Below are 19,502 nucleotides of genomic sequence, written 5' to 3'. Positions count from 1 at the left end.
TTATCCATCATGTGCGGACTCTGCGGCACACTTGGAGAAGACAGCCACTGGATTACGGGCATCGAAGATCCCGAACAGGCCCATTACGCTCGGCGACATGCTCGTGCCTATCGGGCAAGACTGATCAATGCCGTACTCGCTCCACGACGGCTGTCCGTCACTGATTTCCAGTCCACCAGTTTCGTACTGGGTAGCGCCACCGGCAAACAGGAAATTGTTCAGGACCTGGGCGGCATATGGCGTCAGGCGGAAGCGATGAGTGGCCATGCGCTGGATCCATTATCAGCCCAGTTCCTCGATGAGCTGGAGCATTACCATGGGAAACGTGACAACGATGGCTGACCTCCACCAACGGCTGCCAGTGCATGTCATTTCGGGTTTCCTCGGCAGCGGCAAGACCACGCTACTGAAATCGATCCTCTCCAACGAAGACTTTGGCGACAGTGCGGTACTGATCAATGAATTCGGCGAAGTTGGCCTTGATGACCGCCTAGTGAGAGAAGTTGCAGAGGATGCGGTACTGCTGAAGAGCGGCTGTGTGTGCTGCAGCATTCGCGGCGAGCTTTCCGATGCCTTGCAGCGCCTGCTCACTCAACGTGAGGAACAGCAGGTCCCGCCATTCAAACGCATCGTGCTGGAAACCACCGGCCTCGCTGATCCCGGTCCTATTACCTCGACCATCACAGCAGACCCAGTATTGCGCCACCATCTCAGTACCGGAATCGCGGTGACTGTCGTCGATGCCATCAACGCCCGAGCCAGCTACCAGCACCATCCTGTCTGGGCCAGCCAGGTCGCTGCCGCAGATCGACTGATCATCAGCAAGACCTCTTTGAGCTCAGCGATAGATCTCGACGAACTGCGACAACGCCTGGCTGCTATCAACCCTTCTGCCCAGTGCCTGGATGCCGATAGCCTGGGGGCAAACACCGATTCCCTGTTCAACGACAATATCCCCCCATCCCATTTCAGCCCCAGCCAGGCACGCCAGTGGCTGGGGCCATGGCAACTTGGTACCAGCCAGCGCCATCTGCAGCAGCTTGCCGACATCAAGACCTTCCGCCTCCGCCTGGAGGGAGATGTGGACTGGACCTGCTTTGGCCTATGGCTGTCGATGCTGCTCAATCGTCATGGTACCCATCTATTACGTGTCAAAGGCTTACTCCACGTTCAGGGTTCCCCTTACCCGGTTGTGCTGCACGGTGTGCAACACACGATCCATCCTCCTGAACACCTGACTACCTGGCCTCCCGGTGATCGGCGCTCGGAGCTGGTCTTCATCACTCGTGGTATCACGGGAGAGGCCGTGGCAAACTCGCTGAAAATCTTCATGGAACAATTGAGCGACCACTCCGCCCCCAGGATCCTTCATGCCTGATGCGTCTTCCAATACCGCAACCAGCGGGCCCTACGTCCAGCGTAGCAAGGTCACGCTGCGTGTCCTCGGTACCTCGGTCACTCTACTGGAGAACATTCGCCAACAAGCCCGCAGCGATCTCGGTATTGATATCACCTTTGAAGTCCAGGATGGCGTCGCCGCGCAGCGGCTCGGCGTTCTGGCACCACACAGCTTCGATATCTATGACCAGTGGTTTCACAATGTCGACTTCGTATGGCCGGCCAACGCCATCCAGCCGATTCAGCTGGAGCGTATCCATTACTGGGATGCGATCAATGAACTGCCCAAGACAGGGCGCCTGACGCCACACTCTCCACTAGGCGCAGGCAGCAACCCTGTGGATCGGCTTTATGTACAACCCGGTGGCAGCTGTGGTTCACGCCCTAGCGAGCAAATTACCATGCTGCCAGTTAGTCACAATGTGGACAGTTTTGGTTATCGTCTCGATATGTTGCCCGAAGGGCTCAGTGCTGATCAGGAGAGTTGGAGCTGGCTACTCGATGAACGCTGGCAAGGGCTGGTTAGCCTGCAGAATGACAGCGCTATAGGCGCCATTGATGCGGCTCTTGCCGCTCAGGCCTCCGGGCTCATCCAGTTCGAAGACATCGGTAACCTAAGTGTGAAAGAGATTGATGCCCTGATTGACTGTCTGATCAACTTCAAGCAACGCCGTCATTTTCGTACGTTCTGGAGCAATCAAGGCCAATCTGCCACCGACATGGCACGCGGCAAGGTTGGCATTGAAAGCCTTTGGTCACCTGCCATAAACGATCTCAAGCAGCGCCATATCGAGGTTCGTCTCGCCTCACCTCAGGAAGGCTATCGTGCCTGGTATGGCGGTATGTCTATCTCTCGCGAGGTCAGAGGCCGCACTCTGGATGCCGCATACGAATACATGAACTGGTGGCTATCAGGCTGGCCCGGGGCCGTCATGGCCAGACAAGGGTATTACATCTCCACGTCATCACTGACCCGACCACACCTGTCCACTGCCGAATGGGACTACTGGTACGCCGGCAAACCTGCCATCGAAGACCTCTGCGGCCCAATGAGTAACGATGTCATGATACAACGTGGCGAGGTACGCGACGGTGGCGACTACTTTTCTCGCATGAGCAAGATCGCGGTCTGGAATACTGTCATGGACGAACACAATTATCTGGTACGGCGCTGGAACGACTTCATGTCGGCATGACGCCTCTGTCGATACAAACTTCGAATCACAGGCCCAGGCCACCAGCATCATCACTCATTCGGACTATGGTCTACCGCCCATGGTCACTGGAAGGGCGGCGCATCGAGCACATCGATCTCAGCGACCCGATTCCGACCATGGACGTGGGCCTGGCCTGGGATGCTGGACGAGGTCTAACGCCCACGGCGCAGGCGTTTCATGATGCACTGATCGAGATGATGGCAGGATAGTCGAGCCACGAGCTGCTCGAAGCTCGAAGCTCGAAGCTCGAAGCTCGAAGCTCGAAGCTCGTTAATCATCAATGGGAATGATGGCGATGATATGGTCTTCGTAGTGCTCTTCCCGCACACCATCCTGGGGGACGGCGAAGGAACGCACACTGATGCCCTTGCGATGCACGCGCTCACGGTCACCGCTGATCAGATGGTGCCAACCCGCCAGCTTGCGCCCTTCCGCCAAACGGCGATAGGCACAGGAATGAGGCAGCCACTTGAACTGCCCGACAAGCGCTGGAGTCAACTGGGTACAATCCGGCACCTTGCTGAAACGGTTGGGATAGTCGCTGCAACGGCAACTGCCGATGTCGAGCAATGTACAAGCCAGATTGAGAATGGCCAGGTCGCCACTATCCTCATCCTGAAACTTCAGCAGGCAGCATTGGCCGCAGCCATCGCACAGCGCCTCCCACTCCTCCTGGGTCAACTCATCGAGCGCATAGCGCTCCCAGAATCTATCTCTCAAGGTCATCTCTCAAGACCGTCTCACGCGGTCATCTCTCATTGGCACGGTGCTTCCTGTGGCGACGAGTCTCGAGCGACGAGCACCGAGTTCTGCGGTGCAACTGTGTCGCTCGTAGCTCGTAGCTCGTAGCTCGTAGCTCGTAGCTCGTAGCTCGTTTCAGTATCTTGCTTCTGTCGGTGTGCGATACAGGTCGAGCATGTAGTCTTCCCTGGCGGGAGGCATCTGCAGGTAGAAGCCCTGTTCGGCAATGGCCTCCATCACTGCAGCTCCACTGGTTCGCGCCAGCGTCTTGTCAGCCGTCAGAATCATGGTCATCGCAGGAATGGCCTTGCCAAAATGTTCCAGCAGTGCAGCGGGAACATCCTGGAGGCCTCGGCGCTTGTCCACGTAGAGATACATCTCTTCCTTGCGTGAGCTCTTGTAGATCTCACACAGCAGCTTGTCTTTCATCGTTACCTTGGCCATTCAAAGCCCACTTGCACCATTGTGCCGTTTAAAGAACCATTGATTCATGCTGTACAAGCAAACCATTTGTACAAGCGAGCCATTTGTACAAGAGAACATGCTGTACAGGCGAACCTGACAACAACGTCCATCCCGTCTTTCCCGCCTACTACATCACTTGAAGCCGTTAAGCGCTGCATCCAGTTTCTGATTGAGCAATTCGCCACGCCAGCCCTTCAGCAACGGCAGTGGCTCAGCACGCATGTTGGCAGTGACCAGCGCCTCCATCTCGCGGCGGCGAAGCAACACCTCTGCGGCGACACCCAGGCTCTCGGACTCTGCATTGACCACCTGCTTGAGGGCTTTCATGCGCTTCTTGAACGGTGGCAGGCTTGGTGACAGGGAAGCGGTCGGCAGGTCTGCCAGTTCAGTGTGGCGAGCCTGCTTGACCATGGCCAGCAACACATCCCCTTCGCGCTTGATCAGCGTCGGCTTCACTCCTTCCACATCTGCCAGCTCAAAGCGATTTTCCGGCATCCGTTCAGCGATTGCATACAATACCCGATCGTGAACCACCCAGCCCCGGGGCAGGTTCCTCTCACGCGCTTCGCCTTCCCGCCAGATTGTCATCAGACGATAGGCCTCGACTTGCTGAGGTTTAAGACGCCAGAGTTGTCGTTGGCGCAGATACCACTGGCCGTCGCCCTCCTCTGTGCGCTGAGATTGGGCCACCAGCTCAGCGCAGTCGGCCATCACCCACTCGAGGCGCCCAAGACGCGACAAGGCTTCCTGCTGGTGTTGCCATACCTCGAGCAAGAACACCACGTCCATGGCAGCGTAGCTCAGTTGAGCATCACTCAGCGGTCTCTCCAGCCAGTTGGAGCGCGTTTCATCCTTGGGCAAGGTCTGGCCAACCCAGTGCTCGACCAGGCGCTGATAACCGATGGCCGCATCTTCGCCCAGCAGACTCTGCGCAACCTGGGTATCCACCAGAGGGGTTGGCAACACCCCTGCCCAATGCTCGAAGACTTCCAAGTCTTCACTGCTGGCATGAAGCAGCTTGATCGCACTTCCCGTCAGGAGACGACGAAAGGCATCCGTGCAATCCACCGCCAACGGATCAATCAAGTAGGCAGAACCACCACCACAGACCTGGATGAGGGCAGGCACTGGAAAAAAGCTCTTCTCACGGAAGAACTCGGTATCCAGAGCCAGTACGGAAGCATCGTCAAGCGCCTGACAGACAGCGTCCAGTGCGTCAGGAGTATCGATCCATCGAATATCAGGGGAAACAGGCATTCAGGTGTCCAGCTGGATGAAGAACATCACTCACCGAGAAACGGCAAGCGACCGGAGAAGGCGCGACTCAGGGTGCCGCCATCGACGTACTCAAGTTCACCGCCCATGGGAACACCATAGGCCAATCGCGACAGGCGCGCGCCATGACGCTGGATCTGGGCGGCTATGTAGTGGGCAGTGGCTTCACCTTCCACGGTAGGATTGGTGGCCAGCACTACCTCCTGCACCTGCCCCTCTTCCATCAAGGTATCCAGTTGATCCAGACCGATATCCTCGGGGCCGATACCATCAAGCGGCGAAAGGTGACCATGCAGGACAAAGTAACGGCCCTGATAACCACCGGCGTCTTCGATCGCCAGCATGTCTGCCGGTGACTCGACGACACACAGCAGGCTGTCATCACGACGGGGACTTTCACATAGGCCGCATAACGGCTCTTCAGTCAAAGTTCGACAACGCTGACAGTAGCCCACCCGTTCAACCGCTTCTCGCATCACTGCGGCCAGGCGCTCGCCACCTTCCCGGTTACGCTCCAGCAAGTGCATGGCCATGCGCTGAGCGGTCTTGGGGCCCACTCCAGGAAGCACACGCAGTGCTTCCATCAATTGCTCGACAAGAGGAGAAAAGCTCATCCGATTCTCAGTGTCCGATTACAGGGCCCTGGGCGACTTAGGGTGCAGGTGACCAGGATACAGGTCCGGGAAAATATTTTGCCTCAGAAAGGCATCTTGAAACCCGGCGGCAGGTTCAGGCCGGCCGTCGCTTCTTCCATCTTCTCGCGAGAGTTTTGCTCTACCTTGCGCACAGCGTCATTGACCGCTGCAGCCAGCAAGTCTTCGAGCAATTCCTTGTCTTCTTCCATGATGCTGGGGTCGATTTCGACGCGGCTGACATCATGGCGACCGTTCATGGTCACCTTGACCATGCCGGCACCGGCCTCGCCCAGTACTTCAGACTTGGCAATCTCTTCCTGGATGTGCTGCATCTTGGTCTGCATTTCCTGGGCCTGCTTCATCAGGTTGCCCATTCCACCCTTGAACATGGTGCTGTCCTCTTTCCGATGGGGTCTAACGACCGGCCCATGCCAGCCGTTGTGTATTCATTTCAGACAATGCTGTTGTGAAATAATGCTATCTCAGCGCCCGTTTTCCGGTTCCAGGGGCTTTACCGTGGATTCCACCAGACGGGCACCAAAGGTCTGCTGCATTTGCTGGATATGGGGGTCTCGCTTCAAGGACTCAACCGCCTGTGCATGACGTTCTGCAGCAAGACGTTCGGCCATCTGGCGCGGCGTTTCCACGTCGCCGGGAAGCTCACAAACTTCTATGTCCAGACGCCGCGGATAACCTGCTGCTTCCAGTGCATCGCGAATTCGCGTGATGTGGACTTCTGCATTCATCGCCGCCTGCGATGGATCCAGCAACATTTGTACGCTTTGGCCATCATCTTCGCCTACCACACAGTGAGCCGCCAGGTTACGCGTCAGCCCGGAAAGCCCTAATGTGTCAAAGGAAGCCAGCCATACGGCATGGTTCAAGCGGCCTTCGATCCCATTCTCCACGCCAGCCCTTGCTTCGGAAGCGCTTCTGTCATCTATGACTGGAGTGGTATCCGCCACCGTGGAGGTATCGCTAACCGTGTCCACGGGGGCACTGGATTCGGTAACAGACTCAACAACAGGCTCAACGTCAGCAGCGGCCGGCGCGGCAGTGACGTCACTCGACGCAGCGGGATTCAAGTCCGGTGTATTCGGGACGTCTGGCGAAGCAACATTTGCCGAACCAACCGCCGCCACACCCTCAGGCTCCTGCGCGTTGTCCAGCGCCGCTTCTTCCCAGGGAGGAGGCTCTGCAGGGGCTGGCTCATCCGGGCCTGGTTCACCGGAGACAGGTTCCGCGAGCCCTGGTGACGACTGCGACATGGGCGATGGCTCATGCGGCAGTGTCTGGGATGTAGCTGCAACGGTATTTTCTGCGCTGGATGCCTCGGTCTCGCACATCTCAGCGCCTGGACTAGGGTCCTCCGCAGCGCCGCCCTCCCAGGGCGGAGGTTCGCTACGCGTTGCGGCTTCTGGCTGCGGTTCGGGCGCAGAGTCTTCAACGGCTGTTCCGGTAGAACCTTCAACGGCTGTTCCGGTAGCGCCTTCAACTGCTGTTCCGGTAGCGCCTTCAACTGCTGTTCCGGCAGAAGACTGTTCGACACTACCCTGCTGCTCAGGTGCTGCGCGCAGTGGCAGAGGTGTTCGTGCAGGCTTGGGAACACCCTGTGGGCGAAACGCCAACATCCGCAACAAGGTCATTTCCAATGCGGTGCGCAGATCTGGAGCATGCGCCATGTCTGCTCGTCCCTGGACACCAATCTGGTAATACAGCTGAATGTCTTCGGCAGTGAAACGAGCGGACAAGGCAAGCAATGTTTCCCTGTCACCATGACCGTTATCCAGGGCCTGGGGTACCATCTGGCCAATCGCCAGGCGATGCAGTATCGCTGTGAGGTCATCCAGGACGGCAGCGAAGTCCGGGCCCTGTTCCGCCAGCTTGGCGACTTCCTGCAACACTCGGGCGGCATCCACATCGGACAGAGCCTCCACCAGCGCCAGTACATGCCGATGATCCAGGGTGCCCAGCATGGCCGCCACATCCGCATGACGCACTTCACCCTGACCAAAGGCGATGGCCTGGTCAGTCAAGCTCATTGCATCGCGCATGGAACCTGCTGCTGCCTTGCCCAGCAACCACAAGGCCGATTCCTCGAACGGCACATTCTCCGCCTCCAGCACCTTGGACAAGTGTCCAACGATGCGCTCGGGTGGCATATGCTTGAGTGTAAACTGCAGACAACGCGACAGCACCGTTGCCGGCAGCTTCTGAGGATCGGTGGTTGCCAGCAGGAACTTTACATGAGGAGGCGGCTCTTCCAATGTCTTCAACAGAGCGTTGAAACTACTGGTGGAGAGCATGTGCACCTCATCGATGAGGTACACCTTGTAGCGACCCTGGGTCGGCGCGTACTGGACATTGTCGAGCAGTTCACGGGTATCTTCGACCTTGGTACGAGATGCCGCATCGACTTCGATCAGGTCGACGAAGCGGCCCTGATCAATGGATACGCAAGCATCACAGGTACCACAAGGGTTCGAGGTAATGCCCTCATCCCCATGGCCTCCCGCAGTGCAGTTCAGGCACTTGGCCAGAATCCGCGCCAGCGTGGTCTTGCCTACTCCCCGGGTTCCAGTGAACAGGTAAGCATGGTGCAGACGTCCCTGGTCCAGAGCATTGACCAGGGCACGTTGAACATGCTCTTGCCCAACCAGCTCATGGAAGGTGCGCGGCCGCCACTTGCGGGCCAGGACCTGATAACTCATGGAACGAATTTTCCTTACTGCTGGAGTGGGGACGGTTGACCTGTCAGCACCGTCTCATCGAATGAATCCCGTTCGCCACAATAACGCCACACATTAACACTACACAGGCATACTGCGACATTAGCGCGGCCTTAACACTACTTAGCACTACGGCACAATGCGCCGGTGCTTAGCGATGATCGGTGCTGGAGTCTTGGGGTAACATTCTACCGGGCAGCGCCAATAGCGCAAAGCCAAGTCGCCAGAGCATCAATCGGCGCTTTTGCCAAGCTTCCATCTTTTATCACCGAATACGCTTGATTGGATGTTCTTCTATGCCTGCACCCTCTTCTCCCGCACCCTCTCATCATGGCCAGCATCATCGCAGAATCCTGCTCAAGGCCCTGTTTTCTCTCGTGCTGCTGATGCTCGTCGCTATCTCCTGGTGGGACGCTGTCGACCATACGGCTCAACGCCATGTAGAAAGTGCCACCACTCAGGCTCTGGTCGCCTATGCCGCTGCTCGAGGGCTAAACGCGGGAATTTCCGTACTGCAGTCATCCGAGGTTGGCCTCTCCCTCGGCGCCGGCGTCTCGACAAGACCTTTCGAGATACTCGATCCGTTCAATGATCTGGTGGAGCAATATGCCGACATCATGATGCTGGCCATCGGTTCCCTCGTCGGTCAGAACCTGCTCCTCGAGATTTCCGCAACGCCCTTCTTCAAGGCCACCTTGAGCATCACTGCCTTGCTGCTGCTCGCCAGCGTATGGCTGCATCCTCGCAGCGCACGCTGGTGCTGGAAACTTTTTGTGCTGGTCTGCCTGCCTCGCTTTCTGGTGCTGATTACCCTGCTGCTCAACACTCTAGTGTCACAGGCCTTTCTGGATGAGCCCACCGAACGCAACATGGCCCAGGTCAATATCCTGGCCGAAGAAGTCCAGACGAGTGCAGCAGCGCCCTCCGCCGATCACCTCACTGCCAAGGAGCGAGAACGCCTGGAGGACGAGATAACCCAATTGACAACCCAGCGCCGGGAAGTACGCGATGACCTGGTAGAAGTCAACCAGCGTCTCACCGTGGCCAGAAACCTGGTGACTCAGAGTCGCGCTCGCATTGCCATGATCAAGGCCGACATGAGCCTTTCAGACCTTCTTAATCCGTTCCATACGGAACCCCGGCTGGAAGAGCTCGAGGCACGCCTCGCCCGGCAAAGCGAAGACCTGGAGACAGCAACGGAAGAGCACCAGGCACAGCTGGCGGAACTGGCCCGCCTCGACAAGCAACGCGAAAGTGTTCGACGCCACCTTGCAGGTGAGGATCAAGGCTTTATTGACCGCCTAGGTGACAAGCTGTCGACACTGTCCAGTACCATCGACACCGAGGCCATCCAGGCACGGATAGAGTCAGGTACCAGCGCCGTCCTGCACCTGATGGCACTCTTCGTGTTTCAGACCCTGATCTTTCCGCTGGGCATTCTGTGGCTGACCATCAAGCTGTTCCGGGTACTCTTCGCTGTTCGCCCGATACCGCTGTTGCCTCAGGATCAGCCCCCTGAACGACTATCAATCAGTTGACTGCCAGCCAGTTGACAGGATTGGACTCCATCAGATGGTGGCGCAGTCATGGCGAGAGGACTCACATGTACCTCTCGCTCATGCCTTGCCATTTCGATGCCGACCGACATCCGCACCGGGCTGAGTTTCATACTCCACGCCATGCTCACGCAGGTAGTCACGAATCATCTGGCGAACCACCTGGGATGGCGTCAGGTCCTGTTCCGCACATAACTGCTCGAAAGCCCGTTTCTTGTGCGGATCGATCAGCAGCGTCAAGCGTGCGGTCTTCTTTTCCATGGCAAAGCTCCAGAAAACATTAACATTAAATGTTAATTGCAAGGCCTTCCTCCCGCAATGCCAATGCCCACCAATAGCCTCATGGCTGTCCTTGAGAACCCCTACACCACCTATTGCATAGGCATTTGTTTGTAGACAATGAGAACCACATGTTAATGTTATTAACATGCTTGTGATCTAACCGGGCCAGCGCCATACGTTGCGACTGCGAGCAGTTTGGTCACTACCCCACCACCTTCACTGGGGATTTCGATCATGTCGTCACAGCAACGCAGATCATCACATCGCTTGCTCCGAAGTATCCCCGGCATCGGCACCGCCCTGCGGACAACTCTGCAAGATGGATATGGTGCGAAGGATCTGCGCAGGGATGTCATGGCAGGGCTGACCGTTGGCACCGTCGCCGTACCACTGTCCATGGCTCTGGCGATTGCTACCGGCGTCCCCCCCCAGCATGGCCTTTATACGGCCATTGTGGCCGGTGCCATCATCGCGCTGACTGGCGGAGCCCGTTTCAACGTCTCCGGCCCCACCGCTGCCTTCGTCGTCATCCTGTTTCCGATCGTGGCCAACCACGGTCTGGGTGGGCTCTTGATCGCCAGCATGATGGCAGGGTTGATCCTTGTTGCTCTGGGGTTCGCGCGTATGGGGCGTCTGATCGAATTTGTTCCCTATCCCGTCATCCTGGGATTCACTTCTGGCATCGCAGTGGTCATCGCCACCATGCAGATTCCCGACTTCTTTGGAATCCATGTCGCTCAGGGCGAGAACTTCATTGCCAACCTTGCAGACACTCTTCACGCGTTGCCCAGTCTCAATCCCTATGAATCAAGCATCGGTATCCTCTCCTTGGCAGCCATGCTGGTCTGGCCAAAATTGAGGATTCCCATTCCGGCTCCGCTGATTGGCCTCTTCATCGGCAGCGTCGCAGCCTGGATGGTCAACCACTGGCTGGGTGGATCGAACCCCATGGTGGAAACCATCGCATCACGGTTCACCTGGACAGCAGAGGATGGCACCACTGGGCATGGCATTCCTCCCATTGCCCCGAGCTTCGAACTTCCTTGGCAACTGCCAGGCGCAGACAACTCCCTACTGACAGTGAACTTCGAGCTGGTTCACCAACTGCTCGGTCCTGCCGTGGCCATCGCGATGCTGGGGGCTATTGAGTCATTGCTCTGCGCTGTTGTTGCCGACGGCCTGACCAAGACCAGGCACGACCCCAATGCTGAACTGATCGGCCAGGGGTTGGGCAATCTCATCGCACCACTGTTCGGTGGCATTACCGCCACGGCCGCCCTTGCACGTACAGCGACCAACATCCGCAGTGGAGCCCACTCACCGGTTGCCGCCACGATTCACTCACTGGTGGTATTACTCGCGGTCATCGCCCTTGCCAAAGTACTCGGCATGGTACCCATGGCGTCTCTGGCAGCCCTGTTGTTCATCATCGCCTGGAACATGAGCGAGGTGCGCCACTTCATGCACACCTTGCGCTCAGCGCCTCCGGGGGATGTCGCCATACTGGTGACCTGCTTCGGACTGACCGTATTGTTTGACATGGTGTTGGCCGTAGCCGTTGGCATTGGCCTGGCTGCCGCCCTGTTCATCCACCGCATGGCTCTGGTGACACAATCGATCCGCGTGGAAACTGACGACGACCCCAGCATCGCGCCATTACCCGACAGCATCGCTGTTTATGACATCAATGGCCCATTGTTCTTTGCCGTGGCCGAAAAAGCATTGGTATCGCTACGCGTGGTCGACCCCAAGATAAGCACTGTCATCGTCGACATGCACGACGTGCCGAGCATCGATGGCACCGCCATCGTTGCCTTCAAGTCGCTGATCGATGAAATGCATCATGCTGGCGTCGGGCTCATCCTTACCGGTCTGCCGTCCAGAATGATCGTCAAGCTGCGCCGTGCGGGCATTCGCAAGACAGCAGGTCGGCTAAGCTATGCCAGAAGTGGAAAACGCGCCCGAGCCATTGCGCTGCAATGGCAACGAGCACGTAACAAGGTTGCAGCACTGGAATGAAGTTACAGCACCAGAATGAAGCTGCAGCGCCGGAACGAGGCTCCAGATGGAGACTTATTCCGGCGCTGCTGTCAGGTTTGATGTCACTCTGCTGGCGTTACCAAAGGCACCTCATGGCCTTGATCGGTGGAGCCCATGGACCCTTGCCTGCATATCAGCCGGCTTGCAGCTGATTTTCCAGCTCCTTGCGCACGCTCTCATCCAACCCCAACGCTTGACCCAGCTCATTCAGCCAGGCTCGCTCCATGGCGTTTTCATCGCTGACCACGGCGTAGCTGATCAGGTACATTTCACGAGCGGCCTGAGGAGAGTCCGCCTGACTGGCCAGCGCCTGGGCATCCAGCGGTGCCTCGAGCTGACGCTGCACCCAGGCATTCAGCTCGTCATCAGCCCCCAGTTGCCCCATTTGCTCCGTGATCAGTTGCCGCTCCTGGGCATCGATATGGCCATCGGCGCGGGCCGCCATGATCACAGCCTGCAATACACTGAGACTGCGCTGCTCCTGGGCCGACCCTTCCAGATTTTCGAGTGGCTGCCCTTCGCTGGACGGAGGCTGGGAAGTTGCAGCAGCCCCCTGAGAACGCTGCCATGCCTTGAAGGCCATCATGCCAAGGCCAGCCAAGGCAGCGTACTTCACCGTCTTGCCGCCGCCCTTGCCCAGCAACATGCCAAGCGCACCGCCTCCCAGCAGGCTCTTCATGTCCATCCCACTGCCCATGCCTGCTCCGCGACTACTGCCACCACGTTTGGCACCACCCAGTGAGGACGCCACGCTACCGATCAGCCCCCCGACATCAAAACCACCTGAAGATCCACCAGAGCGGGACGACGTTTTGCCGCCTCCCTTGGCCTGATTCAGCAACTGATCCAACAGGAACTTGGCATTCATAGTTGCAGCCTCGTTATAGAAAGAGTGAGAAAGTATAGATCCTACCCGTCCAACGAACGCCTAGATACACCCTACTAGATACACGGAGCCGCCCAACAACCGAAAGAGCATAATAAATATGACAAGAGCCAACTGCCTGAATATGCTCAACTAAGCTCTTCCACTCCCCAGAGTCTCTCGCTTATAGACAGCCCTCGCATATCAAGCTAATCCTCTACGATAATCAATCTACTGGCGCTTTACGCTTATCCACCTAACTTTTACCTACACTGTTTTTCTGTGCACCTGCATCAAGGAAATCTTTCCAGGGGGACAGAGCCGGCAAAGATCGGTGTCTCCTGACATGCATGTCAATGAGGAGAATTGCAGATGATCACCCTAACCATCAACGGGCAGAAGCATGAGCTCGATGTACCTGAGCAAATGCCGCTGCTGTGGGCACTGCGGGATGTCGTCAAGCTCACCGGAACCAAATTTGGCTGTGGCATAGCACAATGTGGCGCCTGCACGGTGCACCTGGATGGAAAGCCAACACGCTCCTGCATCACTCCGATCTCCACCGCCGCCAAACACGAGATCACCACGATTGAAGCCATTGCCGACGATGAAACCGGCAGCCGTGTCCAGCAAGCCTGGTTGGATCTTGGCGTTGCCCAGTGCGGCTATTGCCAAGGAGGGCAGATCATGAGCGCCACGGCCCTGCTCAAGGAAACCCCTGCCCCAAGCGATGAGGAAATCATCTCGGCCATGAACGGCAACCTGTGTCGCTGCGGTACCTATCAGCGCATCCACCAGGCCATTCAGCAGGTTGCGGGAAATGCACCTGAAGCCACCAAGGAGGAGCAGTCATGAGCAGGGATGTCACCATGAACCAAGCCGTAAACAAGCCACGCGATTCCCTGCTGCTGGCCAATGTCAGCCGCCGCCAGATTCTCAAGGGCATGGCAGCAAGCGGGGCTCTGGTCATTGCCGCACGCTGGAACCTGGCCTGGGCCGAAGATCAGGAATCCCCGAAGTATGGCGCGGATGGCATGCCGCATGGTTGGGTCGATGATCCCAATGTGTTCATCCATATCGACACCGATGGCAATGTCACGGTCGTCAACCATCGCTCTGAAATGGGTCAGGGCATTCGCACCAGCCTGGTGATGGTGGTTGCCGATGAACTGGGGGCAGATTGGCAAAAAGTGCATGTCGAGCAGGCCCCAGGCAATGAAGAACGCTACGGCAACCAGGACACCGATGGCTCGCGTAGCATGCGCCACTGGTTCGATCCTATGCGGCGTGCCGCTGCCGCGGCCAGGACCATGCTGGAACAGGCCGCTGCAGCTCAGTGGAAAGTCGATGCCAAGGAGTGCCAGGCGGGAGTTCACTCAGTCAAGCATTCTCCCAGCGGTCGTGAGCTGGGCTTTGGCGAACTTGCCGAAGCCGCCAGCCAGTTGCCGGTCCCCGAACGCGACAGCCTGGTGCTCAAACCGCGAGATCAGTGGCGCTATATCGGCCGGGACAACGAAACGGGCCCGGATGTCTCGAAACGCCCCTTTGCCATCGACGGGGCAGATATCGTCGCCGGCAAAGCCACCTATGGGGCAGACGTGTTGCTGGATGACATGCTCTACGCGGTGGTGGCACATCCGCCGGTGTACGGTGCCAAGCTTGCCAGCGTCGACGACAGTGCCGCCCTGGAAGTCCCTGGCGTGGTCAAGGTGGTGAAGATCGAAGGGACACCTCAGCCTTCCGCCTTCCACCCACTGGGGGGCGTGGCAGTAGTGGCCGAAAATACCTGGGCGGCAATGGAAGGCCGCCGTGCACTGAAGATCGAATGGGATAATGACTCCGCTGGCGACAATGCCAATTACAACTCCGATGACTTTCGTGAACAACTTGAGAAAGCCATACAGTCCCCTGGCGAAGTGATCCGCAATAGCGGGGACATTGACGCGGCTCTGAATGATGCCGAGACGCTGCTGGACGCCACCTATTACATGCCTCACCTGACCCAGGCGCCCATGGAGCCTCCCGTCGCCCAGGTGGTATTCAAGGACGGCAAGGCCGAAGCCTGGGCTCCCGTTCAGGCCCCACAAGCCACTCGCGATGGCGTGGCAGAGTTGCTGGGTATCGATGCCCAGGATGTCACCATCAACGTCACGCTGCTTGGCGGGGGCTTCGGCCGCAAATCAAAGCCGGATTATGTGTTTGAGGCTGCCACACTGGCCAAGCAACTGGATGGTCGACCTGTTCGTGTGCAATGGTCGCGGGAAGACGATGTCCAGCATTCCTTTTACCACGCAGTGTCCGCGGATCGGCTGGAAGCGGGTCTTGACGCCGATGGTAACGCGCTAGGATGGCGGCACCGCACCGCGGCACCGACGATCAGTTCACTGTTCGAGCAAGATCCCAAGCACTTGAGTGCTTCCGAACTGGGCATGGGTTTCAACACGATGCCTTTCGATATCCCCAATGTACGCCTGGAAAATCCGGCGGCCCCCGCCCACTTGCGTATTGGCTGGTTCCGGTCGGTATACAACCTGCCCCATGCTTTTGCCATCCAGAGCTTCGTTGCCGAAATGGCACAAGCGGCTAATCGCGACCATCGTGACTACCTGCTTGAACTGCTCGGCCCCGATCGCCAGATCAATCCGCGTGACGTGGACGATAGTTGGAACTATGGCGAAGACCCTAACCGCTATCCCATCGATGTTGCGCGCCTGCGTGCTGTGGTCGAAAAAGCCACGGAAGCTGCCGAATGGGAACGTGAGCGCCCGGAAGGACGCGGGCTGGGGCTGGCGGTGCATCATAGCTTCGTGTCCTATGCCGCCGTGGTATTCGATGTCGAGGTGGATGATGCAGGCGAACTGACGATTCACAGTGCTGACATCGCCTTTGACTGCGGCCCGCAGATCAACCCTGAACGTATCCGTTCGCAGATGGAAGGCGCCTGCGTCATGGGCATTGGTATCGCGTTGCACAGCGAGATTACCGCCAAGAATGGCGCCATAGAGCAGACCAACTTCCACCAGTATCTGATTCCACGCATGAATCACACACCCAAGATCACGCGTGTGCATTTGATTGGTGATGTGCCGGATACCCCGCTAGGTGGGGTTGGCGAACCCGGCTTGCCACCGGTGGCTCCTGCACTGTGCAACGCCATCCATGCCGCCTGCGGCAAACGTATTCGCCGCTTGCCTATCGGAAATCAATTGAAGGCCTGACAATGAAGCACCTGGATTTGCAGGTCATTGAGCAGGCATTGGCCTGGGCTCGCGAAGGAGAGACTCTGTGGCTATGCACAGTGCTTTCCACCTTCGGCTCGTCGCCGCGCGAGCCCGGTTCCTGGTTGGTGGCAAGAAGCGACGGAAAGCATGTCGGATCGCTTTCCGGCGGCTGTGTGGAAGAGGATTTCCTGGCCAGGGTCCAGCAGGGAGAGTTCGACCAGCCGGTCACGCTGGTGCGTTACGGAGAAAACCAGGCCATACAAACCCAGCACCCCAGCATCACCCTGCCCTGTGGCGGTATCCTCGAGGTGCTGGTTGAGCGCCTGATCCCGGATACCCCCACTCTGGTGCACCTGGAAGTTCTTCACGCCACTCTGCTCGGCCAACGCTGCCTGACACGCTGTGTCGACAGCACCAACGGCAGCTTTCGCTTCCTGTCGGACAATGGCATGGGACCACGCGTGGAGCACGACACCACACGCCATCTGATTCAGATGCGCATAGGCCCTTCTGCCAGGCTGATCATCGCGGGCATTTCTCCGGTTTCGGTGGTCTGCGCGGAGTTCGCCAAGACACTCGGTTTCGAGGTCATCGTCTGCGATCCACGAGATGAAGCTCGGGATAGCTTTCATGTCTCCGAGGTCGAGGTACAGGCCGTATTGCCTTCCCTGTTCATCAGTTCCGGTGGCTGTCACGCGTCAACCGCGGTGGTCGCACTCAGCCATGACCCTCGCATCGATGACCTGGCCATGATCGAAGCCGTACGTACTCCGGCTTTCTATATCGGCGTGATGGGCTCCCTGAAGACTTCTCAATCCCGCAGGGAGCGCTTGCTACGCTCAGGGGGGCTGAGCGAAGACGATATTGCGCGCCTGCACATGCCCATTGGTCTGGACCTGGGCAGCAAGACCCCTGCCGAAATCGCCCTGTCCGTGATGGCGGATATTGTACGAGTTCAACGAGACAAGCCCCGTGACCAACTGTGAGCGAATACTCCCCGACACAGCGATCGCCATTGTTCTCGCAGCAGGCTTCTCGCGGCGTTTTGGTCCAGAGGACAAGCGTATCAGCCAATTGGCCAATGGACAGGCGTTGCTCGCTGCTTCAGTGGCCAGGGCTTGCGAAGCCTTCGAGCAGGTGTTCGTGGTTCTGCGCGAAGAAGACAACCCGGCTGTCCTGGGAATACCTGAGAGCGTTGCCGTCCTGCGTGCTCCTCGAGCCCTGCTTGGACTGGGGGCCAGCCTGGGTGATGCCATCGCGGCTATCCGGTGTGATCCGTCCATGGCCAAGGTGAATGCTGCCGCCATCCTGCTCGGCGATATGCCGGATATTGCCAGCAGTACCTTGAAGGCACTGTGCCGTCAGTCAGCACCAGACTACATCATTCGCCCAGTCTTCCTGTCCAGCCACAGCATGCTACCGGGACACCCTGTCCTTTTCGGTCGGGATTTCTTCAACGAACTGGAACGACTGGATGGAGACGAGGGGGGAAAGGAAATCATCCAACGCCACCGGGATGCCTGTCGGCAAATCCACGTTGCCGATCCTGGCGTATGTCGTGATATCGACACACCGCAAGCGCTGGAACGTTGGAGAGCAATGGATCGCCACAAGATGACTGGCAACCACGACCTATGATCATGGCCTATAGCGACAGTTCGTCACTAGTTCATCGCTAGTTCATCACTACGGGAGTCATCATCGACCACAAAAGGAGGCAGCCCCGACAGCCACATCCCGGCACACGCATCCACCACTACCGTTGCTCCCTTCCGGGCCTGGCGGGGTTCGCAGTTTCGCGTTGCGGGAGGACCGACGGGGCCACCACAGCAAGGCAGTCTCGACATTCATGAATTTCAACTTCCATGAATGAAGGTGCCTGATTGAAGGCGCTTGGAAAATCAGCACGTTGTGCTATCTCTCCAAGACGGCAGGCACTATACCAACGCCGCACCGCGACCACAACCCTGAAGTGGGGAAAGTGTACGCATTGGCTGCCGTTTCACTCCTTGGCGACATCGCGCTGGGCCTTGTGCTGTATCCAGCGGGCCAGCATGGGAGCTGCGAACATCAGCAGGATCATTCTGAGCAGATGGTGAAAGGCCACGAATACCGGATCCAGGTTCAACGCCACGGCGAGAATCGTCATCTCGCCAATGCCCCCTGGCGCCAACGCCAACAGAGCCACATCCCGAGGCACACCAACGAGACGATGAATCAGCTCAGCAAAGACTGCCAGCACCATCAATGCCAATGCAGTGGCTACTGTCGAATCGAGCAACGAGCGAGAAAAAATCGCACCGGATAGACCGCGAAAACGAGCCCCGATGGCACTGCCGGTCACCCACAGCACGATGTTCATGCCGACAGGAGGCAGGCTGAAATGAGCGACATCAGCAACTGAAACCAGCGCAGCAAGGATCAACGGTGCCAGCAATTCCGGTGTCGGCAGACACAGCCTCTTGCCCAGCCAGATTGCCGGCAGTATGCCCAGCAGCAGCCAGGCATCTTCCAGTTCCAGAACTGGCCGAGTCATGCCCGTGGCAGGGTCCTCCAGCATCCAGAACAGAGGCGGCAACAGCAGGATCACCAGAACGATGCGCAGCGATTGAGCAATTGCGATACGGGTGGGTTCACCGCCGCTCTGCTCCCCCATGATGATCATCGCAGTCATGGCACCGGGAGCAGAGGAAAACAACGCGCTGATACCATCAAAGCCTCGACGTCGATACCACCACGCGGCAACCAGCGTGGAGCATGTTATCGCCACCACCAGCAACAGCGCCGACAACCACCACTCCTGCACCTGGTGAGTCAGTTCCGGTGTTACTCTGGCCCCCAGCACCAGCCCCATGACCCCAAGAAAGACACCGCGCAAGCGCTCTGGCACTGCCACATCCACGCCACGGCTGGCCAGCAGCAGGTTGGCCACAAGAGGGCCAAGCATCCATGCCAGCGGCAAGCCAGTCAGGGAAAATACACTACCTCCAACAGCTCCCCCGACAAGGGAACGCCCCAGGGCCAGCCAGCGAGAGCGATCCATTTATCCCCCTGTTGTCATGCCTATCGAAGGAAACA

19 protein-coding genes and 1 other RNA gene are annotated in these 19,502 nt (G+C 58.0%); 10 read left to right on the top strand and 10 right to left on the bottom strand.

The window, feature by feature from the left end; translation table 11 throughout:
• Window positions 1-9: 9 nt before the first annotated feature.
• The 4 genes from E4T21_RS06795 (at window position 10) to E4T21_RS06780 (ending at window position 2,824) form a co-directional block, all read left to right on the top strand.
• Window positions 10-342, top strand: coding sequence for a hypothetical protein (locus tag E4T21_RS06795; protein ID WP_149284280.1), 333 nt, complete (start codon window positions 10-12; stop codon window positions 340-342).
• Window positions 317-1,378 (top strand): CobW family GTP-binding protein, encoded by a 1,062-nt coding sequence (locus E4T21_RS06790; RefSeq protein ID WP_205423472.1) that lies wholly within the window; start codon window positions 317-319, stop codon window positions 1,376-1,378. Before E4T21_RS06795 ends, E4T21_RS06790 begins: the two co-directional genes overlap by 26 nt.
• Window positions 1,371-2,594, top strand: a complete 1,224-nt coding sequence (locus tag E4T21_RS06785) for an ABC transporter substrate-binding protein (RefSeq protein ID WP_149284278.1) — start codon at window positions 1,371-1,373, stop codon at window positions 2,592-2,594. Before E4T21_RS06790 ends, E4T21_RS06785 begins: the two co-directional genes overlap by 8 nt.
• A 65-nt stretch (window positions 2,595-2,659) precedes the next feature.
• Window positions 2,660-2,824, top strand: a complete 165-nt coding sequence (locus tag E4T21_RS06780) for a type 2 periplasmic-binding domain-containing protein (protein WP_187775126.1) — start codon at window positions 2,660-2,662, stop codon at window positions 2,822-2,824.
• Window positions 2,825-2,885: 61 nt separating this feature from the next.
• Here E4T21_RS06780 and E4T21_RS06775 read toward each other — a convergent pair whose 3' ends face one another.
• The 6 genes from E4T21_RS06775 to dnaX form a co-directional block, all read right to left on the bottom strand.
• A complete protein-coding gene (locus E4T21_RS06775) occupies window positions 2,886-3,341 on the bottom strand; it encodes a YcgN family cysteine cluster protein (RefSeq protein WP_149284277.1) in 456 nt (151 codons plus the stop codon).
• A 150-nt stretch (window positions 3,342-3,491) separates the two neighbouring features.
• Window positions 3,492-3,800, bottom strand: coding sequence for a YcgL domain-containing protein (locus E4T21_RS06770; protein ID WP_240349317.1), 309 nt, complete (start codon window positions 3,798-3,800; stop codon window positions 3,492-3,494).
• 153 nt (window positions 3,801-3,953) lie between these two features.
• Window positions 3,954-5,078 carry a ribonuclease D gene (rnd, locus tag E4T21_RS06765; RefSeq protein ID WP_149284276.1) on the bottom strand — a complete coding sequence of 375 codons (1,125 nt, stop codon included), beginning with the start codon at window positions 5,076-5,078 and terminating at the stop codon, window positions 3,954-3,956.
• A 26-nt stretch (window positions 5,079-5,104) separates the two neighbouring features.
• Window positions 5,105-5,710, bottom strand: a complete 606-nt coding sequence (recR, locus tag E4T21_RS06760; protein WP_149284275.1) for a recombination mediator RecR — start codon at window positions 5,708-5,710, stop codon at window positions 5,105-5,107.
• A gap of 83 nt (window positions 5,711-5,793) precedes the next feature.
• Window positions 5,794-6,120 (bottom strand): YbaB/EbfC family nucleoid-associated protein, encoded by a 327-nt coding sequence (locus E4T21_RS06755; RefSeq protein ID WP_149284274.1) that lies wholly within the window; start codon window positions 6,118-6,120, stop codon window positions 5,794-5,796.
• A 93-nt stretch (window positions 6,121-6,213) separates the two neighbouring features.
• Window positions 6,214-8,442 carry a DNA polymerase III subunit gamma/tau gene (gene dnaX / locus E4T21_RS06750; RefSeq protein ID WP_149284273.1) on the bottom strand — a complete coding sequence of 743 codons (2,229 nt, stop codon included), beginning with the start codon at window positions 8,440-8,442 and terminating at the stop codon, window positions 6,214-6,216.
• A 314-nt stretch (window positions 8,443-8,756) separates the two neighbouring features.
• On the opposite strand from dnaX, the gene E4T21_RS06745 reads away from it, so the two are divergent.
• Entirely contained in the window at window positions 8,757-9,998 is a 1,242-nt protein-coding gene (locus E4T21_RS06745) for a coiled-coil domain-containing protein (RefSeq protein WP_149284272.1), read from the top strand.
• A gap of 78 nt (window positions 9,999-10,076) precedes the next feature.
• Here the strand turns inward: E4T21_RS06745 and E4T21_RS06740 are convergent, their stop codons facing one another.
• Window positions 10,077-10,277 carry a CopG family transcriptional regulator gene (locus E4T21_RS06740; protein ID WP_149284271.1) on the bottom strand — a complete coding sequence of 67 codons (201 nt, stop codon included), beginning with the start codon at window positions 10,275-10,277 and terminating at the stop codon, window positions 10,077-10,079.
• 255 nt (window positions 10,278-10,532) lie between these two features.
• Between E4T21_RS06740 and dauA the strand changes: the two genes are divergently transcribed.
• Window positions 10,533-12,317, top strand: a complete 1,785-nt coding sequence (dauA, locus tag E4T21_RS06735) for a C4-dicarboxylic acid transporter DauA (RefSeq protein ID WP_149284270.1) — start codon at window positions 10,533-10,535, stop codon at window positions 12,315-12,317.
• A 154-nt stretch (window positions 12,318-12,471) separates the two neighbouring features.
• Here dauA and E4T21_RS06730 read toward each other — a convergent pair whose 3' ends face one another.
• A complete protein-coding gene (locus tag E4T21_RS06730) occupies window positions 12,472-13,206 on the bottom strand; it encodes a tellurite resistance TerB family protein (RefSeq protein WP_149284269.1) in 735 nt (244 codons plus the stop codon).
• Window positions 13,207-13,575: 369 nt separating this feature from the next.
• Between E4T21_RS06730 and E4T21_RS06725 the strand changes: the two genes are divergently transcribed.
• The 4 genes from E4T21_RS06725 to E4T21_RS06710 are packed head-to-tail and all read left to right on the top strand — an operon-like array spanning window position 13,576 to window position 18,062.
• On the top strand, window positions 13,576-14,058 hold the full coding sequence (locus E4T21_RS06725) for a (2Fe-2S)-binding protein (RefSeq protein ID WP_149284268.1): 483 nt from the start codon (window positions 13,576-13,578) through the stop codon (window positions 14,056-14,058).
• 14 nt (window positions 14,059-14,072) lie between these two features.
• Window positions 14,073-16,421, top strand: a complete 2,349-nt coding sequence (locus E4T21_RS06720) for a xanthine dehydrogenase family protein molybdopterin-binding subunit (RefSeq protein WP_149284267.1) — start codon at window positions 14,073-14,075, stop codon at window positions 16,419-16,421.
• A 2-nt stretch (window positions 16,422-16,423) separates the two neighbouring features.
• Window positions 16,424-17,410, top strand: a complete 987-nt coding sequence (locus tag E4T21_RS06715) for an XdhC family protein (protein WP_149284266.1) — start codon at window positions 16,424-16,426, stop codon at window positions 17,408-17,410.
• Window positions 17,397-18,062: a nucleotidyltransferase family protein gene (locus tag E4T21_RS06710; protein WP_240349316.1), complete on the top strand. Its 666-nt coding sequence runs from the start codon at window positions 17,397-17,399 to the stop codon at window positions 18,060-18,062. Before E4T21_RS06715 ends, E4T21_RS06710 begins: the two co-directional genes overlap by 14 nt.
• An 83-nt stretch (window positions 18,063-18,145) precedes the next feature.
• Here E4T21_RS06710 and ffs read toward each other — a convergent pair.
• Window positions 18,146-18,242: signal recognition particle sRNA small type (ffs, locus tag E4T21_RS06705), an RNA gene on the bottom strand.
• A 184-nt stretch (window positions 18,243-18,426) separates the two neighbouring features.
• Complete coding sequence (locus tag E4T21_RS06700; protein WP_149284265.1) at window positions 18,427-19,467, bottom strand: AbrB family transcriptional regulator; 1,041 nt, start codon at window positions 19,465-19,467, stop codon at window positions 18,427-18,429.
• Window positions 19,468-19,502: the final 35 nt, after the last annotated feature.

This window comes from Halomonas binhaiensis (genome assembly GCF_008329985.2).
Classification (GTDB): Bacteria; Pseudomonadota; Gammaproteobacteria; order Pseudomonadales; family Halomonadaceae; genus Halomonas; species Halomonas binhaiensis.
The sequence above is the reverse complement of the archived record's forward strand: the minus strand, read 5'-3'. Positions and strand labels throughout refer to the sequence as shown.

Excerpts from the sequence above, each read along its gene's own strand:
- E4T21_RS06795 (WP_149284280.1), top strand. The coding sequence starts at position 10 with ATGTGCGGACTCTGCGGCACACTTGGAGAAGACAGCCACTGGATTACG.
- E4T21_RS06790 (WP_205423472.1), top strand. The coding sequence starts at position 317 with ATGGGAAACGTGACAACGATGGCTGACCTCCACCAACGGCTGCCAGTG.
- E4T21_RS06785 (WP_149284278.1), top strand. The coding sequence starts at position 1,371 with ATGCCTGATGCGTCTTCCAATACCGCAACCAGCGGGCCCTACGTCCAG.
- E4T21_RS06780 (WP_187775126.1), top strand. The coding sequence starts at position 2,660 with ATGGTCTACCGCCCATGGTCACTGGAAGGGCGGCGCATCGAGCACATC.
- E4T21_RS06775 (WP_149284277.1), bottom strand. The coding sequence starts at position 3,341 with ATGACCTTGAGAGATAGATTCTGGGAGCGCTATGCGCTCGATGAGTTG.
- E4T21_RS06770 (WP_240349317.1), bottom strand. The coding sequence starts at position 3,800 with ATGGCCAAGGTAACGATGAAAGACAAGCTGCTGTGTGAGATCTACAAG.
- rnd (WP_149284276.1), bottom strand. The coding sequence starts at position 5,078 with ATGCCTGTTTCCCCTGATATTCGATGGATCGATACTCCTGACGCACTG.
- recR (WP_149284275.1), bottom strand. The coding sequence starts at position 5,710 with ATGAGCTTTTCTCCTCTTGTCGAGCAATTGATGGAAGCACTGCGTGTG.
- E4T21_RS06755 (WP_149284274.1), bottom strand. The coding sequence starts at position 6,120 with ATGTTCAAGGGTGGAATGGGCAACCTGATGAAGCAGGCCCAGGAAATG.
- dnaX (WP_149284273.1), bottom strand. The coding sequence starts at position 8,442 with ATGAGTTATCAGGTCCTGGCCCGCAAGTGGCGGCCGCGCACCTTCCAT.
- E4T21_RS06745 (WP_149284272.1), top strand. The coding sequence starts at position 8,757 with ATGCCTGCACCCTCTTCTCCCGCACCCTCTCATCATGGCCAGCATCAT.
- E4T21_RS06740 (WP_149284271.1), bottom strand. The coding sequence starts at position 10,277 with ATGGAAAAGAAGACCGCACGCTTGACGCTGCTGATCGATCCGCACAAG.
- dauA (WP_149284270.1), top strand. The coding sequence starts at position 10,533 with ATGTCGTCACAGCAACGCAGATCATCACATCGCTTGCTCCGAAGTATC.
- E4T21_RS06730 (WP_149284269.1), bottom strand. The coding sequence starts at position 13,206 with ATGAATGCCAAGTTCCTGTTGGATCAGTTGCTGAATCAGGCCAAGGGA.
- E4T21_RS06725 (WP_149284268.1), top strand. The coding sequence starts at position 13,576 with ATGATCACCCTAACCATCAACGGGCAGAAGCATGAGCTCGATGTACCT.
- E4T21_RS06720 (WP_149284267.1), top strand. The coding sequence starts at position 14,073 with ATGAACCAAGCCGTAAACAAGCCACGCGATTCCCTGCTGCTGGCCAAT.
- E4T21_RS06715 (WP_149284266.1), top strand. The coding sequence starts at position 16,424 with ATGAAGCACCTGGATTTGCAGGTCATTGAGCAGGCATTGGCCTGGGCT.
- E4T21_RS06700 (WP_149284265.1), bottom strand. The coding sequence starts at position 19,467 with ATGGATCGCTCTCGCTGGCTGGCCCTGGGGCGTTCCCTTGTCGGGGGA.